This is a genomic window from Flexivirga alba, from assembly GCF_042661025.1.
In the GTDB taxonomy this organism is placed as follows: domain Bacteria; phylum Actinomycetota; class Actinomycetes; order Actinomycetales; family Dermatophilaceae; genus Flexivirga; species Flexivirga alba.
On the sequence record NZ_JBHSWH010000001.1, the window covers coordinates 821,274 to 836,767 of the forward strand.

General features: G+C 67.0%; 15 protein-coding genes and 1 pseudogene. 5 read left to right on the plus strand and 11 right to left on the minus strand.

What is annotated here, in order from left to right:
* Positions 1–3 precede the first annotated feature (3 nt).
* Complete coding sequence (locus tag ACFQDH_RS04080) at positions 4–483, plus strand: hypothetical protein (RefSeq protein WP_382398725.1); 480 nt, start codon at positions 4–6, stop codon at positions 481–483.
* A 203-nt stretch (positions 484–686) separates the two neighbouring features.
* Here the strand turns inward: ACFQDH_RS04080 and ACFQDH_RS04085 are convergent.
* Positions 687–2,728, minus strand: a pseudogene (locus ACFQDH_RS04085) (NAD(+) synthase).
* Positions 2,729–2,826: 98 nt separating this feature from the next.
* Here ACFQDH_RS04085 and ACFQDH_RS04090 point away from each other — a divergent pair.
* The 3 genes from ACFQDH_RS04090 (at position 2,827) to ACFQDH_RS04100 (ending at position 4,850) form a co-directional block, all read left to right on the plus strand.
* Entirely contained in the window at positions 2,827–3,453 is a 627-nt protein-coding gene (locus ACFQDH_RS04090; RefSeq protein WP_382398727.1) for an MFS transporter, read from the plus strand.
* 65 nt (positions 3,454–3,518) lie between these two features.
* Positions 3,519–4,022: an MFS transporter gene (locus ACFQDH_RS04095; protein WP_382398729.1), complete on the plus strand. Its 504-nt coding sequence runs from the start codon at positions 3,519–3,521 to the stop codon at positions 4,020–4,022.
* Positions 4,023–4,031: 9 nt separating this feature from the next.
* Positions 4,032–4,850, plus strand: a complete 819-nt coding sequence (locus tag ACFQDH_RS04100) for an alpha/beta fold hydrolase (protein WP_382398731.1) — start codon at positions 4,032–4,034, stop codon at positions 4,848–4,850.
* 137 nt (positions 4,851–4,987) lie between these two features.
* Here ACFQDH_RS04100 and ACFQDH_RS04105 read toward each other — a convergent pair whose 3' ends face one another.
* The 4 genes from ACFQDH_RS04105 to ACFQDH_RS04120 all read right to left on the minus strand — a co-directional run bounded on the left by ACFQDH_RS04105 (position 4,988) and on the right by ACFQDH_RS04120 (position 8,831).
* Complete coding sequence (locus tag ACFQDH_RS04105) at positions 4,988–6,130, minus strand: NAD(P)/FAD-dependent oxidoreductase (RefSeq protein ID WP_382398733.1); 1,143 nt, start codon at positions 6,128–6,130, stop codon at positions 4,988–4,990.
* A 112-nt stretch (positions 6,131–6,242) separates the two neighbouring features.
* On the minus strand, positions 6,243–7,037 hold the full coding sequence (locus ACFQDH_RS04110) for a crotonase/enoyl-CoA hydratase family protein (RefSeq protein ID WP_382398735.1): 795 nt from the start codon (positions 7,035–7,037) through the stop codon (positions 6,243–6,245).
* A 22-nt stretch (positions 7,038–7,059) separates the two neighbouring features.
* Positions 7,060–8,328, minus strand: a complete 1,269-nt coding sequence (locus ACFQDH_RS04115) for a low temperature requirement protein A (protein WP_382398737.1) — start codon at positions 8,326–8,328, stop codon at positions 7,060–7,062.
* Between the two features lie 44 nt (positions 8,329–8,372).
* Positions 8,373–8,831, minus strand: coding sequence for a cupin domain-containing protein (locus ACFQDH_RS04120; protein ID WP_382398739.1), 459 nt, complete (start codon positions 8,829–8,831; stop codon positions 8,373–8,375).
* 347 nt (positions 8,832–9,178) lie between these two features.
* On the opposite strand from ACFQDH_RS04120, the gene trxA reads away from it, so the two are divergent.
* Positions 9,179–9,565, plus strand: a complete 387-nt coding sequence (gene trxA / locus ACFQDH_RS04125) for a thioredoxin (RefSeq protein WP_382398741.1) — start codon at positions 9,179–9,181, stop codon at positions 9,563–9,565.
* Between the two features lie 48 nt (positions 9,566–9,613).
* Here trxA and ACFQDH_RS04130 read toward each other — a convergent pair whose 3' ends face one another.
* The 6 genes from ACFQDH_RS04130 to ACFQDH_RS04155 form a co-directional block, all read right to left on the minus strand.
* Positions 9,614–10,141 (minus strand): DUF2599 domain-containing protein, encoded by a 528-nt coding sequence (locus ACFQDH_RS04130; RefSeq protein WP_382398743.1) that lies wholly within the window; start codon positions 10,139–10,141, stop codon positions 9,614–9,616.
* 117 nt (positions 10,142–10,258) lie between these two features.
* A complete protein-coding gene (locus ACFQDH_RS04135; protein ID WP_382398745.1) occupies positions 10,259–10,888 on the minus strand; it encodes a class I SAM-dependent methyltransferase in 630 nt (209 codons plus the stop codon).
* Positions 10,889–10,988: 100 nt separating this feature from the next.
* Positions 10,989–11,984 (minus strand): glucosidase family protein, encoded by a 996-nt coding sequence (locus ACFQDH_RS04140; protein ID WP_382398747.1) that lies wholly within the window; start codon positions 11,982–11,984, stop codon positions 10,989–10,991.
* Positions 11,984–12,709, minus strand: coding sequence for a class I SAM-dependent methyltransferase (locus ACFQDH_RS04145; protein ID WP_382398749.1), 726 nt, complete (start codon positions 12,707–12,709; stop codon positions 11,984–11,986). The genes ACFQDH_RS04140 and ACFQDH_RS04145 overlap by 1 nt, the downstream gene beginning before the upstream one ends.
* The gene (locus ACFQDH_RS04150; RefSeq protein ID WP_382398751.1) at positions 12,706–13,971 is read right to left on the minus strand and encodes a glycosyltransferase family 4 protein; all 1,266 of its coding nucleotides are present in this window, start codon (positions 13,969–13,971) and stop codon (positions 12,706–12,708) included. The genes ACFQDH_RS04145 and ACFQDH_RS04150 overlap by 4 nt, the downstream gene beginning before the upstream one ends.
* Positions 13,972–13,974: 3 nt before the next feature.
* Positions 13,975–15,483, minus strand: a complete 1,509-nt coding sequence (locus ACFQDH_RS04155; protein WP_382398753.1) for a flavin-containing monooxygenase — start codon at positions 15,481–15,483, stop codon at positions 13,975–13,977.
* Positions 15,484–15,494: the final 11 nt, after the last annotated feature.

A 15,494-nucleotide genomic window follows, 5' to 3' on the forward strand; every position in this document is an offset into this window, starting at 1 on the left:
ACCATGCGTCGGATTCAGAGCATTGTGGGACTTGGCCTGGCGATCGTCGTCCTGGCGGGGGTTCTGGGGCTCTGGCTGTGGGGCAAGCCGCGCGAAACCGTGGCGTTGCCCTCGTCGTCAACCTCGCCAGCAGGCGTTGTACAGACCTTCGCCAAGGCGCTGAACGACCGGGATTTCTCCGCTGCCAAGGCAGTTGTCATCGGTGACCGGGTCGGTGTCGACGCCGGCTGGTGGAGCCTGCACGGGCCACGCGTCGAGGACCTGCGGATCGTCAGGACCGGGCCGGTCACCAGTGGCGCGCAATGCGAGAGCAAGGCGGCCACGAACTGGAAGAAGTGCGTCCAGGTCGACACGGAGGCGACCTTCAAGCATCTGAAGGGGCTGACCAAGGGCAGCAAGCCCGATCACGAGGCGTGGTCCTATTACCTCGTCCGCAACACCCCGTCCGAGCGTTGGCGGATCCTCGACTGGGGCCAGGGCTAGGCAAGGCCGTCGGTGCGGCAACTCCCGCTATGCCAAACGCGCGCCATACAACGCGATCGGCATAGCGCCAGCGCGGCGGGACGCCATACCCGGTCGTCTGTCGACACTGGGGAGAGCTGTGCACGTGCGCGGACGCCATACCCGGTCGTATGTCGACACTGGGGAGACCTGTGCACGCGGGCCACACCCATTCCGGAGCCCGCTCACTTCTTCGGGACGTTGCGCTCCAGCTCCCGCAGCCACACGTTGGCGTTGCCGTCGCTGGGGGCACGCCAGTCGCCGCGGGGTGACAGCGCTCCACCGGCGACGACCTTCGGGCCGTTCGGCAATGCTGATCGCTTGAACTGACTGAACCCGAAGAAGCGTTTGATGAAAAGCTCCAGCCACGAGTGGATCTCGGCCATCGAGTACGCCGTCCGCCGGTCCTCGGGGTAGCCCGTCGGCCACTCCCCGGCCGACGCGTCGTGCCAGCCGTGCCATGCCATGAACGCGATCCGGCTGGGCCGCATGCCGTGCCGCAGGATGTGGAAGAGGTTGAAGTCCTGCAGCGCGTACGGACCGATCGCGTCCTCGGTCGACTGCGGCTTCTCGTCCGCGCCGGCAGGGACCAACTCGGGGCTGATCTCCGCGTCGAGGATCGACTGCAGCGTGCCGGTCGCGGCGTCGTCGAACGTGCCGGTGCTAATCACCCAGCCGATCAGATGCTGGATCAGCGTCTTCGGCACCCCGGCGTTGACGTTGTAGTGCGACATCTGGTCGCCGACGCCATACGTGCACCATCCGAGTGCGAGCTCGGACAGGTCGCCGGTGCCGAGGACAATGCCGTTCTCCTTGTTGGCGATTCGGAAGAGGTAGTCGTAGCGCAGGCCGGCCTGGACGTTCTCGAACGTCACGTCATAGACCGGCTTACCGTCGCCGGCCGGATGCCCCATGTCACGCAGCATCTGGGTCGCCGCCGGGCGAATGTCCAACTCCTGGAACGAAACTCCCATGGCGTGCGCCAGATCGGTCGCTGCCGACTTGCTCGCGCTGCCGGTCGCGAAACCGGGCATCGTGTAGGCGAGTATGTCGGTGCGCGGTCGCCCCAATTCGTCCATCGCGCGCGCCGCGACCAGCAGAGCATGCGTCGAGTCGAGCCCGCCCGAGACACCGATGACGATCTTGGGGCCGCCGATCGCGGTCAGACGCTGCTTCAGCGCAGTCACCTGGATCGTGTAGGCCTCGTAGCAATCCTGCGCCAGGTGCTCTGCGTCGTCCGGGACGAACGGGAAGCGCTGGATCTTCCGCAGCAGGCCGATGTCTTCCTCGGCGGGTCCAGAACGAAGTCGATCGTCCGAAACTCACTGGCAGCACGATGAGTTCGCGCGTTGTCGGCCAGCGAGCCGTCGCGCAGTCGCTCCTGCTGGATGCGGTCCAGGTCGACGTCGACGACGGTGCGCGCCGCCGCGCTCGGGAAGCGCTCGCCCTGCCCGAGCAGACCGCCGCACTCATGAACCATCGTCATGCCGTCCCACGAGAGGTCGGTGGTCGACTCGCCATACCCGGAGGCGGCATACACGTATGCCGCAAGGCATCTCGCACTCTGCGCCTTCGCCAATGACCGCCGTTCGGCGGCGCGACCGACGGTGATCGGGCTGCCGGAGATGTTGACCAGCACGTTGGCACCGGCGAGCGACGCCATTGACGACGGCGGGATCGGCACCCACATGTCCTCGCAGACCTCGACGTGCACCGCCAGCGACGGCAGATCTTCGGCGGTGAAGATCAAGTCCGGACCGAACGGCACGGTCGTTCCCCCGACCGTGATCGACCCGCCGCACTGGTCGTCGCCCGGAGCGAAATAGCGCTTGTCGTAGAACTCCCGATAGTTGGGCAGATAGCTCTTCGGCGCCACACCGAGCACGACGCCGCGGTGGATGACGACGGCGCAGTTGTAGAGTCGCAAGCCCTTGCGCAGCGGCGCGCCGACAATCACCAGGGGTAGCAGATCCGTTGTCGCTGCTGCGATTTCATCGATTGCAGCCTCGACATCCTCGAGCACGGCATCCTGCAGCACCAGGTCGTCGATCGCATAGCCGGTCAGGCACATCTCCGGGAAGGCAGCAACCGCCACCGCGTCGGCAGCACACGCGCGCACCTGCTCGATGATCGTCGCAGCATTACTTGCAGGATCGGCGATCGCGGTCGGGACGGTGCACGCCGCAACGCGCGCGAAGCCCTGGTCGTATGCCGAGAAGAAGTTCATGCCTGCCAGTGTCTCAGCCGGAGCCCGACCTTCGGCGGTCCAGGGCCGCGCGCACGCTTCGGCGCACACCGAACCGACCGGTTGCGATGATGGCCGGTGTGACGATCCCGCCCTGGTCCCGAGTTGCCGCCGCGATGTTCGTCATCGGGTGGGGCGCCAACCAATTCACGCCACTGCTGCTGGTCTACCGGTCGACCGATCACTTCTCACAGACCCTCGTGACGGCCATGTTCGCGGCATACGCGGGTGGCTTGGTTCCCGCGCTGCTCATCGCCGCGCGACTCGCGGGTCGGTTCGGACATCGCGCCGTGCTGCGACCGGTCATGGTGCTGGCCGCCGTTGCGTCGCTGCTGCTCGCCGTCGGCGAGTCGACGCCGGCTTTGCTCTTCATCGGCAGGGTGCTGTACGGCGTGTGCACTGGCGCCGCGATGGCGCCGGGTACGACCTGGGTCAAGGAACTCTCCGCCGACGCTCCGATCGGCACCGGCGCACGCCGGGCCGCGGTAGCACTCTCCGCCGGCTTCGGTGGCGGGCCACTCGTCGCCGGGTTGCTCGCACAGTGGCTGCCCGCACCGAAGATTCTCCCGTATGTCGTGCACATCGCACTGATCATCGTGGCGGGCGTGCTGGTCTGGAACGCGCCGGTTCTCGGGACCTCGAGACGGTCCCCCGCTCCGGCACCACCCCACCCTCCTCAGCCACCTCAGCGCGGCACTTTGCCCTGAGCAGGCACTTCTGGTCCCGCATCGCACCGATCGCCGCCTGGGTCTTCGCCTGTCCGAGCATCAGCATGGTGGTCCTGCCACCGCTCATCAAGGATCAGACCGGCGACTTCACCGTCGGATTCACCGCCGTCATCTGCGGACTCACCCTCGCCGTCGGTGTGCTCGTGCAGCAACCGGCCCGCTCGCTGGAGACGCACCACCCGGGCACTGTCAGTCTGCTCGGGATGGCCGGCGCGCTGGTCGGCGTGCTACTCACCGTCGCCGTGATCGATCATCCCTCGATCGTGCTGGTGATCCTAACTGCGGTGGTGTTCGGAGTCGGCTATGGGCTGACTCTCGTGGGCGGACTGACCCGCGTCGAACACACCTCTCCAGCAAGCGAACTCGCGATGTCCAACGCTGTCTTCTACTCACTCACCTACGTCGGTTTCGCAGTGCCCACGGTCATCTCGATGCTCGTCGGCACCTGGTCGGAGCGATCGATCGTTCTCGGGCTCGCCGGACTCGCAGCGCTCAGCCTGGTGGCAGCGATGCGTGCACAGCGAGTCACGCGCATACGGGCCGTTTAGGATCGAGGCATGCGGGAGATTTCGCTCACGGGTCCGGAAGGCCTGCTCGTCATACCCGAGAAGCATTGCGGGACAGGCGTGCTCACGGTCGGTGGGTCGAGCGGGCGCATCGATGGGGACCGCGCCCGGCTGCTGGCGTCACATGGCGCGCTGGCGATGTCGATCCGCTGGTTCGGCGGCCCCGGGCAGCCGAGCGGACCGCGACTGGTCCCGTTGGAGACGTTCACCGCGGCACTCGACCGGCTTGCCACCGAGTGCGACCGGTTGGTCATCTCCGGCATGTCGTTCGGCGCGGAAGCCGCCCTGCTCGTTGCCTCGTATGACGAACGAGTCGACGGTTGCATCGGATTCGCGCCAACCCCGGTCGCGTGGAGCTTCATCGACCCCGACGAATCGCAGGTCTCACACTGGACCCGCGACGGGCGCCCGGTGCCCGCGGTTCCGTTCGATACGACCTGGGAGCCCGACACCGACCCACCGGCTTACGTCGGCAGCTACCGGCAGAGCCTGGGCGTCGCGGACCCGGAAACCGTTGCCAGCGCAGCGATTCCGGTCGAACGCATCGGCGAGTTGCTCCTGATCGCGGGCGGGGACGACCAGGTGTGGCCGTCGGTCGACTTCGCGCAACGCATCGTCGCCCGACGCCGGGATCATGGTCTGGAGACGACCTTCAGCACTCTGCCCGCTGCCGGACACCGGACGTTGTTACCCGGTGAGACACCAGTTTCCGCGGGCGCGTCCATGCGTCGCGGCGGCAATGACGAGAGCAATCGCGAGCTGGGCAGCCTCGCCTGGCCGCACGTCCGCCGCATCCTCCGACTGCCCTGAAACCCTTGAAACCCCCTCACCGAGAGGACAGGCGATGTATCGAGGGGACACCGGATTTCGGCCATTGAGGCCGAAATCGAGTGTCCTCTCGACAATTGCCTGTCCTCTCGGCATTGGGTGGTTGGTTCAGTCGGCGTTCAGTGGTTGGCCCAGTCCGTGCCGAACCAACGCTTCGCCCGACTCGAGCCGAAGTCCGCCTTGCGTTCGCGCAACTCCTGCGACGGTTCATTGAAAGTCCCGACCGGTGGCTGGCCGCTGCGGAAGGTGACTTCGACCCGGCCGATTCTGTCGCTGCCGAACTCGATGTAACACAGGCCTGTTCCGTCGTATGTCGCGTGCCCGGCCTCGCTCCGGTGCCGCTCGATCAACCGGTCGGCGACAACGCCGGCCTGGCGTTCGGAGAAGACGCCGGCCTTCGGAGTGCCGACACTGGTGACATCGCCCACGGCATACACATCGGGGTAGGTGGTCTCGAGAGTCAACGGATCGACCGGGATCCATCCGTCGACGCACATCCCGGATTCCGCCACGACGTCCGGCACACGGTGGGCCGGCACGCCCAGGAACAGGTCGAAGGGCAACTCCCGCCCGTCGGCCAGCACCGCCACCCGCCGCTCCCCGTCGAGACTGCGCACGAGGCTGTCCGGCGACCAGGTGATCCCGCGCTCCGCGAACGCAACGAGCAACGCCTCCGAGGCCGCCGGCGACGGCGGGATCGGACTACCGAGCGGCATCACCAGCGAGATCTCGCTGGCTTCGCGCAGGCCACGCCCGACCAGGAAGTCGTGCAGCATCAGCGCCGTCTCGCTCGGCGCCGGCGGGCATTTGAACGGCGTCGATGTGACGCCGACGATCACGCGACCACCGGTGAAGGAGTCCAACACCTTCGCAGCAGCGAATGCCCCTGCCGGCGTGTAGAACTCGTGCCCTGCCTCGACCAGACCCGGCGTCGCCGACGGATCGAGATCGGCACCGAGGGCAACCACCAGCACGTCGCCCTCGAAACGACCGGCATCGGTCTCGACAGAACGACTGTCAGGATCGATGGAGCGTATGACGCTCTGCACGAATCGCACCCCCGGCTTGACGACATCGGCATACGAATGTCGGACCGCTTCGGCGGTCGTTCGACCGAACATGACGTCGAGTTTCGAGAAGCCCATGATGAAGTCGTCCGACTTGTCGATCAGAATGACGTCGGCTTCGTCGCCGAGCTCCTCAGACAGTCGGGTCGAGAGCTCCAACCCGCCAAAACCTGCACCCAGCACCAGAACTCGCATGGATCCCTCTTCCCGGCACGCCGACGGCTGACGGGACGGTCAGACCCAGCGCGACGCCGTATGTCGCCACGCTAACTGCGTTCGTGTCGCAGGCGGCGGGATATTCCGGAATCTAGCGGCGGGGCAGGAAAACCGGGTCCTCGCGTTTGAGGCCCGCAACGCGCGCGATCTGGGAGTTCTTGCCGAGCAACAACTTGGTCTGCTCCCAGCGTTCCCGCGCGAGGGTACGCCGTGGTGACGACCGCCAGCTCGTGTTGAAGATCCGCTTGGCCGTGACCACCGCGTCGGGCGAACGCTGCAGGAGGGATTCGGCGAGCTCGCGAGCCGCGTCATACGGCTGCTCGTGGACCTGGCCGACCAGGCCGAGTCGGGCAGCCTCTTCACCGGAGATGATCTCTGCGGTCATCGTCAGTCGTTTCGCGGTCTCGATGCCCACGAGCTCGGAGAGCGTGTGCACCCCGGTCATGTCGGGGATGAGGCCCCATTTTCCTTCCAGCACAGACCATTTGGCGTCCGGGGTGGTCACTCGGAAGTCGGCTGCCAGCGCGATCTGCACCCCTCCGCCGTAGCAGTGCCCATGCACCGCGGCGATGACCGGCACCGGCACCCGGCGCCATGCCCAGCACGCTTCCTGGAAGAGGTTGGTCCCCCGCCAGGGCCGGGGAAGCATGCCCAGCGGCAGTTGCTTCGGATCGGTGGTGACGGTCTTGAAGTCGAGCCCGGCGCAGAACGAGTCACCGGTGCCGGAGAGTATGACGGCCCGGATCTCCTTGTCACCACGCAACTTCCGTGCTGCAGAAGCGAGATCGCGCAGCATCGGCAAGGTCAGGCCGTTCAGCTTTTCCGGCCGGTCCAGCCGGACGTCGGCAATGCCGTCCGCAACTGTGACGTCGATATTGCTACTCATGAGTAGAGCCTACGGGTAGCGGTCAGGAGTCAGCCGCGAGCCGCTCCAGTTGCTCCGTTTGCCACCGGTGCGCACCCGCCTCGTAGGCGATGATCGTCACGAACGGCGCAGCCATGGTCAGGAACAAGCTGATCGAGATCGGCGCACCGAGCGCCGCCAGCACCACAGCACCCACGAGCAGCGCCGCCGTGATCACCAGGTTCACCAGATGCAACGGATCGAGGCGACCGATCAGCACGTCGTGCAACGAATAGACCGCACCGAAGTAGACCGCCACGGGCACCGTCAGCAGCAGGACCGCTGCCGCCTGCCCCAGGTGCGAATCGTGCTCGAGGAACAGACCGAGGATGTGCAAACCGGCACCAACACCGGCAATCGCAATGAAGACGAGCACATGGCCGTAACCGAAGAGATAGCCGTATGTCGGCCGGTGCTGCAGCAAGGTCCCGAACGGCATCATGAAATAGACCCACCACATGCCGAAGGTCAGGCCGATACCGGTGATCACCACGGCGACGGCGTTCCAGCTCCACTGGTCGCCGGCTGCGCCACCGAGCAGCTCCTGTGACGAACCGATGGTCCCCACGATGCCCTCACCGAGGGTGATGATCGCGAGCAGGCTGTAGCGCTCGGCGATGTGGTGCGGGTGCCACGGCGTGCCGTTGGCGCCGCCCTGTGCGAGCACGGGGATGAGCAACTCGCAGCCGCCGAGAAATACGACGATCGCCGCGGTCAGCCACAGCGGCATCGGAACGAAGCCGAACACGACCCAACCCGCCTGCACGATCAGCATCCACCGGATGTTGCGCAGCGCGACGAGTCGATATTCCGGCGCCTGCCGCGCTGCCCGCCACCACTGCGCCGCGAGCGGGACACGCATCACGACATACCCGATGACCATCATCCTGGTGTCGACGTGACGCCCCTCGTCGACGGAGTGGAACATGGGAGCCAGGCCGAGCGCGAAGACCACGACACCTACCATCGTGAGCATCGTCAACAGTCGATAGAGCCAGTCGTCGGTGTCGAATGAGGACGCGAACCACGAGAAGCTGATCCACGCGACGCAGATCGCGAACATCGCGAAGAGGAACGCGAGGACACCTTTGGCGATGTGCCCCTCCGCGGCCATCTCGGCAAAACGCGAGGCGGATGTGCCGACCGCGACCACGAAGATCAGGTCGAAGAGCAGCTCCAGCGGCGTGGACGCCCGCTCACCCTCCTGCGGGTCGCGACCGCGCATGGGCGTCAGCCGGCGGCGGAGCTCGGACGGCGAAGGGGCGTTGCTCATTCTGGTCGCTCGCTCATACGCAGCATCTTCCCAGGCCGCGGGCGTCAGGACGTGGTGTCGATCGCGACCGGCTGGCCGTTCTCCCACGCGTATGGCGTCATCTCGGCGAGACCCGGCGAGTACGCGTGGATGGTGATCGCCACCTCATCGCCCACATTCGTGAGGTTGTGCGCAGTCCGCGGCGCGATCGCGATCTCGTCCCCGTCGGTCAGCTCACGCCAGTGCTCGGATCCGCCCTTCCAGAGCCGGTCGATCAGCTCGCCGCGGACCACGACCACCGCACCAGCGGCGGCGCCGTGGTCGTGCCAGTCGGTGGTGGCCCCGGGCGGCCAGGTCACCAGCCACACTTCCAGGTGCGGGTTCTTGGTCAGCTGATGACGTTGCCGCTCGGCACTGGTGCGTCCGGTCGCGCTCGTGGCATCCGCGTCGTGCGCGAACAGCCTTGCCACGCGGGCGAGTTGGTCACTGGTGAAATCCCGGATACCGGGCGAGGCGGTGGTCATCGAAAGTCTCCGTGCGGAAAATGGCGGGAGCGCCCTGGGCGCTGTGGTCTGCGTGCGAGCTGAGCGAAGATCAGCTCAATAGCGGCAGATATGCCACGTCGTCATACGACGCCGGTCGGCGAGTCGCATGCGGAGCGTGACGTGCGAAGACATGCCCCCAGCAGAACATGAGCTCCCGACATTCGCCAAAAACATTTCGCATTGTCTCGACATACAAGACTGAAGTATCGCTATTCGGACACTTTCGGGCGGTGGCGCGGAAGGATCCGCGGCTCCCTGTCGTTGCCCGAAGGGAGCGGCGCAAGATCAGCCGCAGACCGCCACCGTCGAACCAAGGAGCACAAACGATGGCAACCAAGACCCTCACGACCGACACCTTCACCGACGAGGTCCAGTCCGACGGCATCGTGCTGGTGGACTTCTGGGCGGACTGGTGCGGCCCGTGCAAGATGTTCGCGCCGATCTTCGAGGATGCGTCGCAGAAGCACCCGGACATCACATTCGGCAAGGTCGACACCGACGCCGAGCCGGCGCTCAGCCAGGCCCTGCAAATCACCTCGATCCCGACGCTGATGATCTTCCGCGACGGCATCCGGGTCTTCGCGCAGGCCGGCGCGCTGCCCGGACCCGAGCTGACGTCGCTGATCGACCAGGCGCGCAAGCTGCCGATGGACGAGGTCCGTGCGCAGATCGCCGAAGAAGAGGCCAAGCAGGAGAAAACCGACCAGGAGTAGGGGTCGCGTGACGCGGCTCGTCCCTCACCGCACTCGACCAGCTTCGTTCTAGACCTCGTGGCCGCCGGGGTTGCAGCGGGCGTCATACATCTGCTGGCCCGACACCTCCGGTCGCCACGGCTCGAGGTTCCAGCTTGGCTTGTTGGGTTCTGCCAGTCGTGCGAACGCCCAGTGGCAGTCGAATTGCGCTCGCATGCCTCGGGTTCCGGCGTTGGGCGACTTGCGCAGCACCTCGCGCCAGGCTTCGGCCTCCGCCGAGTCGCCCGTGACTGTCCGACCATTGGTCGTCGGGTAGATCTGCAAGCTGCGGCCGCTCGGCAGGCTGACCCACACCACGTGATCGATGTATGGCGGACGGGCGCTGTCCGATGTCGGCGAACTCGCTTGTGACTGAGCGGGTTTCGTCGCGGCGGGGCCTCGAGACGTTCCTCCGCTTCGCTCCCCCACTCCTCGGCCGTCTTTTGGGGACGATGTGGACGAATGCGATGGTGGCTCGCTGCCACCGTCGCTCGTCCCACACGCGGCGACGGCGCCGAGCACCAGCAGCGTCATACCGGCGACGCGGACCCGAAACATGCCGCCCATTCTCACATTCGGACCTGCCGCCCCACCTCGCCGAGAGGCCCAGCAACGCGTCGACAGGCTCAGAAAGACACACCTGGAGGCCGTGATTTTCTGAGCCCCTCGGCACTCTTATGAGCCTGTCGGCGTGGGCGGCGCGGCGAGCACCCGCAGCGAACCGTGCTGCGCGACCTCGGTGAAGCCGTCCGCGAGCGCCGACTGCACGACGTGCCAGGGCGCCTGCCCGCCGTCGGCGGGGTCCGGGAAGACATCGTGCACCAACAGCAGGCCACCCGGGACGAGATGCCGGGCGAAGGCGCGGTAGTCGTGCTGCGCGGTCTTCTCGGTGTGGTTGCCGTCGAGGAAGAGCAGCTCGATCGGCGAATTCCACCAGCCCGCAACGACTTCGGTCTTCGCGACGACCGCCGAGCAGACGTCAGCGAGCGCATCGAGCACCGGCCGGAAGTGCGGCAACGTGTCGAGCAGACCGCTGCGTGGGTCGACCATCGTGGTGTCGTGCCACTCACAGCCCGGCTGGTTCTCCTCCGAACCGTGGTGGTGATCGACGGTGACGAGCCGAGCGCCTGCTGAACGCGCGGCCGCACCCAGCAGGAGCGTCGACTTTCCGCAATAGGTCCCGATCTCAAGCCAGGTCCCCGGGCGGGCGCGGAGCGCGACGTCATACAACGCATCACCCTCATCGACAGGCATGAAACCCGTTGTCGCTGCGACGGTTTCGGCAAGCTCCGGTGGGACCGGCATCAGCTCACCGCTTCGTCGCGTGCGAGTGAGGCGGGTTCGACGGACTCGTCACCAGGCCAGCCGGCATCCCGCCACAAACCGGCACCGGCGGTCGTCTGCGTCACCGCGTCGGCCGCCAGCAGCACGGCGGCAGCGGTCCACGAGGTCTGCTCCTCGGCCACACCACCATGTCCGGCAAGTTGCGGCCGGTCCAGTAGCCGCCGGTCGTCTCGTCGCGCAGCCCCTGCAGGTCGTCCAGCACGGCCAGCGCTCGATCGGTGTCGCCCATCGCATCCAGCGCAGCGACCAGCTCCGCGGACTCCGCCGAGGTGACCCACGGTTGGTCATTGACGCAGCGGGCGCCGTGGCCGGGACGAACGAAGTCGGTCCAGCCGGAGTCGATTCGCTCCGTGGCCGCCCGCCCGCGCAGCGCACCGGACAGAACGGGGTAGTACCAATCCATCGAGAAGCGCGACCGGTCGGCGAAGGACGCCGGCCGCTCACGCAACGCACTCGCGAGTCGGTTGCCGGCCCAACGCCACCGCGGGCGGTCGTGTCCCAGGGTTGCCGCGATCAGACAGGCGCACTCGATCGACTGCAGCGCGCTCGCGCTGCCGGTCAGCAGGGCGAAGTCGGCGACCCCGCCGTCGGTGCCGACGGCCCAGCCCAGCTCTCCGCCGGGATGTTGCGCGCGGATGACGAAATTGATCGCTGCCTCGACGGTCGGCCACAGTCGAGCAAGACCATCGGTGCGACCGGTGACCAGGTAGTAGTGCCACAAACCGACTGCGAAATAAGCACATTGGTTGGTGTCGGAGCCAGCATCCTCGACCCCGTTACCGCGCAGCACCATCGGCCAGGAACCGTCCTTGCGCTGGTTCGCCGCGGACCATTCGAGGGCCCGCCAGGCCGCCGACCAGTAGCCGGCAACGGTCAGGCCCATCGCTGATTCGATGTGGTCCCAGGGGTCGAGATGACTGCCGTCATACCAAGGGATCGAGCCGTCCGAGCGCTGTTGCCGGAGGACGAATTGCGCTGTGGCAGCACACTTCTCGGCACTCATCACACCGGGCACCGCCAGTGCGCCGAGTCGCCCGACGGGTCGCTGCACCGCCATCAGGCGCTGATCTCCGGCTTGGCGGCATACACCACGAAACTCTTGCCGACGACCGGGTTGAGGGCGTTCTCGGCGGCCCGCGTGACGAACGGCGCCTTCATCATGTCCCACACCAACAGCCGGTGATAGGCCTTCACCGCAGGGTTGTCGTTGTTGTCGGGACCGACCGCGCACTTGAGCCACCAATAGGGCGCGTGCAGCGCGTGCGCGTGATGTTGCTTGTATGGCGCCAGGCCCGCCCGCTCCAAGCGCTCCACCAGCTCGGACGCCTTGTAGATGCGGATGTGGCCGCCCTCCACCTCGTGGTAGGAGTCCGAGAGCTTCCAGCAGACCTTCTCCGGCCAAGAGCGCGGGACGGACACGGCGACCAGTCCGCCGGGCTTGACTACCCGGAAGATCTCAGCCATGACCGCCTCGTCCTCGTGCACGTGCTCGAGGATCTCCGACGCGATGACGCGGTCGAAACTGTTGTCGGGGAAGGGCATCGAGCGTGCGTCGCCGTGGAGCACGGTCCCGGATGCGCCATCGGGCACTTCGCCCTCGAGCTCCATCGCGCCGAACATCGTCTTGATGTCGGCCAGGTCCGACTCGGACTGGTCGAACGCGGTCACCACGGCCCCACGGCGCAACGCCTCGAACGAGTGGCGCCCCTGACCGGCACCGACATCGAGCACAGTCATGCCGGGCCAGAGCGGGAACGCCGAGTCGAAGTCCATCGTGATCATCGTGCTGACTCCTTGGTTTTCGTGGCCGTCGGCGGTGCGGGCAGCGTGCTGTCCGCGGCGATCACCTCGGCATAGACATCGGCGGTCGCCTGGGCAACCGCGCGCCAACTGTAAGTGTCGACCGCGCGGGTGCGGCCGGCCGCACCCATCCTCGCGGCCTCGGTCGGGGACGCCAGCACCTCGGCGATCGCGGCGCCGAGCGCAGCTGCATCACCTACCGGCACCAGTCGGCCGACACCGTCCGCGAGCAGGTCGGGCAGGGCGCCCACGTTGGATGCCACCACCGGGGTGCCGCTCGCCATCGCCTCGATGGCCGGGATCGAAAAGCCTTCGTACCTCGACGGAATGACCTGCAGCGACGCCGAGGCGACGAGCGACGCGAGCTCCTCGTCGGTCAGCCCGCTGCGGAAGGTTACCCGGTCGACCAGCCCCGCATCGGCCAGCCGCTTGCCGGTTGCTTCGCTCGGGGCGCCGACGACGATCAGCTCGCTCCAGGCGTTCCGCGGCAGCTCCGCGAGCGCGTCGACCAGGACCGACATACCCTTCAGCGGCACGTCGGCGCTGATGACCGACACGATGCGGCCGGGCACTCGTGGCTCGGCCCGTGGCCGGAAGCGGTCGACGTCGACACCGACCGGGACGATGCGCATCCGGTCACGCGGCACCCCGAAGTCGGTCGCTATGTCGCGAGCCGAGACCTGTGACACGGTCAGGATGTGCTTGCTGCGCTGGGCGACTCGGCGCTGCATCTGCACGAAGCCGTACCACCTGCGCTTAGTGACTCGGTCCCAGCCGGTCGCCGCCTCCAGTTCGAGCCGGCGGTCCCGGCTGATCGGGTGATGAATCGTCGTCAGCAGCGGCAGGCCGCGGCGCTCGAGCGCCAGCAGGCCGGGCGCCAGGGTCTGGTTGTCGTGCAGGATGTCGAAGTCGTCCAGTCGGTCCCGCAGCAATCGCGACAGCCGCATGCCGAAGGTGCGCGGCTCGGGGAAGCCGGCCGTGCACATAGCGGCATACTCGAAAACATCCACGGCAGAGTGGAATTCGCCGAACGCCGGTCGGCGGAACGGGTCGTCGGCGCGGTAGAGATCGAGACTCGGCACCGGGGTCAGCCCGACGCCCGGGTCGAGCTTCGGGTAGGGCTGTCCGCTGAAGACCTCGACCTCGTGACCGAGCGCCACCAGCTCCCGGGACAGGTTGCGGATGTAGACGCCCTGTCCGCCGGAGTGCTCCTTGCTCCTGTATGACGCAAGCGCGACCCTCATGGATCAGGCGACGCTTGGTTCGGCGGCGGTGTGCAGGTCGTCGTTCGGCAGGCGCACCTCGCCGGGCCGGACAAAGGTGATGCTGTCGGTGACGTCGGCTCGTCGGGAGTCACGGCGGTCGGAGAAGTAGTTCTGCCGCAGGAACCACGGCTTGCGGTCGCCCTGCTTGGGCAGGGTCGCGATCGAGCGCTGGATGTAACCCGCTGCCAGATCCAACGCCGGCGACGACGGCATCTCCTTGGTGACGGTCGGATAGCCGTAGGCGTGGCCGCTTTGACGGACGTGGTTGACGAAGCGGCAGAAGAACTTCGCCGACAGGTCCGCGCGCAGCGTCCAGGACGCGTTCGTGTAGCCGATGCACACCGCGGCGTTCGGCACGCCCTCGAGCATCAGGCCCTGGTAGATGTAGCGCTGGCCCAGCTCGCACTCGCGGCCGTCGACACTCAGCTTCGCGCCGCCCGCGAGCTGAACGTTGAGTCCCGTTGCGGTGACGATGATGTCGGACGGGATCGACACCCCCGACCCGGTGTGTATGGCGCCCCCTTCGACCCGGTCGATCGTGTCGGTGACGACGTCCACGTCGTGATCCCGGATCGCCTTGAAGAGATCAGAGTCGGGCACGATGCACAGGCGCTCGTCCCAGGGCTTGTAGCGCGGGGTGAAGGCCGTCATACCTACGTTGCTGCCCTTGATCTGGCGCGCCACACCGGTGCGCAACACCTTGGTGGCCGCACCGGGAGCGCGTCGGCAGAACTCGTAGAACCCGACGGCCGTCGCGGCGTTCTTCAGCCGCACTGCGGCATACGCCTGCTTGGTCGGCAGCACCTTGCGCAGCCCCTTCGCGATGGGGTCGCGCGACGGCAGGGTGAGGACGTAGGTGGGTGACCGCTGCAGCATCGTGACGTGCGCGCCCTGCCGCGCGAGCGCCGGCACCAGCGTCATCGCGGTGGCTCCGGAGCCGATGACGGTGACCTTCTTGCCCTGCACGTCCAGGCCGTCGGCCGGCCAGAACTGCGGGTGGATAACCTGCCCGGCGAAGTCGTCGATGCCCGGGAAGTCGGGCCGGTAGCCCTGCTCGTAGTTGTAGTAGCCGGAGCACAGGTAGACGAAGTCGGCAGTGACCGTGCGCTGCCCGTCGGGTGTCTGCAGCGTGAGCGTCCAGCGGGCGTCGCGGCTGGACCAGTCGGCGCTGATCACCTTGGTGGAGTAGACGATCCGCTCGTCGATGCCGTATTTGGCGGCCGTGTCCTTGAGGTACTGCAAGATGTCGGCGCCGTCGGCGATGGACTTCTCACCGGTCCACGGCTCGAAGGGGAAGCCGAGGGTGAACATGTCGGAGTCGGACCGAATCCCCGGGTAGCGGAAGAGATCCCAGGTGCCGCCGAGACTCTCGCGCGCCTCGAGGATCGCGTAATCGGCACCGGGACACATCGTCTGGATCCGGTAGCCGGCGTCGATCCCGGACAGGCCGGCGCCCACGACCAGCACGTCGTAGTGATCCTGCAGGGGCATCGTGTCTCCTC

Bases quoted from the DNA above. Each gene is read 5' to 3' on its own strand.
- ACFQDH_RS04135 (WP_382398745.1), bottom strand. From the start codon at position 10,888: ATGCCGGTCCCACCGGAGCTTGCCGAAACCGTCGCAGCGACAACGGGT.
- ACFQDH_RS04130 (WP_382398743.1), bottom strand. From the start codon at position 10,141: ATGTTTCGGGTCCGCGTCGCCGGTATGACGCTGCTGGTGCTCGGCGCC.
- ACFQDH_RS04080 (WP_382398725.1), top strand. From the start codon at position 4: ATGCGTCGGATTCAGAGCATTGTGGGACTTGGCCTGGCGATCGTCGTC.
- ACFQDH_RS04150 (WP_382398751.1), bottom strand. From the start codon at position 13,971: ATGAGGGTCGCGCTTGCGTCATACAGGAGCAAGGAGCACTCCGGCGGA.
- ACFQDH_RS04110 (WP_382398735.1), bottom strand. From the start codon at position 7,037: ATGAGTAGCAATATCGACGTCACAGTTGCGGACGGCATTGCCGACGTC.
- trxA (WP_382398741.1), top strand. From the start codon at position 9,179: ATGGCAACCAAGACCCTCACGACCGACACCTTCACCGACGAGGTCCAG.
- ACFQDH_RS04095 (WP_382398729.1), top strand. From the start codon at position 3,519: ATGGTGGTCCTGCCACCGCTCATCAAGGATCAGACCGGCGACTTCACC.
- ACFQDH_RS04140 (WP_382398747.1), bottom strand. From the start codon at position 11,984: ATGGCGGTGCAGCGACCCGTCGGGCGACTCGGCGCACTGGCGGTGCCC.
- ACFQDH_RS04115 (WP_382398737.1), bottom strand. From the start codon at position 8,328: ATGAGCAACGCCCCTTCGCCGTCCGAGCTCCGCCGCCGGCTGACGCCC.
- ACFQDH_RS04155 (WP_382398753.1), bottom strand. From the start codon at position 15,483: ATGCCCCTGCAGGATCACTACGACGTGCTGGTCGTGGGCGCCGGCCTG.
- ACFQDH_RS04145 (WP_382398749.1), bottom strand. From the start codon at position 12,709: ATGATCACGATGGACTTCGACTCGGCGTTCCCGCTCTGGCCCGGCATG.
- ACFQDH_RS04100 (WP_382398731.1), top strand. From the start codon at position 4,032: ATGCGGGAGATTTCGCTCACGGGTCCGGAAGGCCTGCTCGTCATACCC.
- ACFQDH_RS04120 (WP_382398739.1), bottom strand. From the start codon at position 8,831: ATGACCACCGCCTCGCCCGGTATCCGGGATTTCACCAGTGACCAACTC.
- ACFQDH_RS04105 (WP_382398733.1), bottom strand. From the start codon at position 6,130: ATGCGAGTTCTGGTGCTGGGTGCAGGTTTTGGCGGGTTGGAGCTCTCG.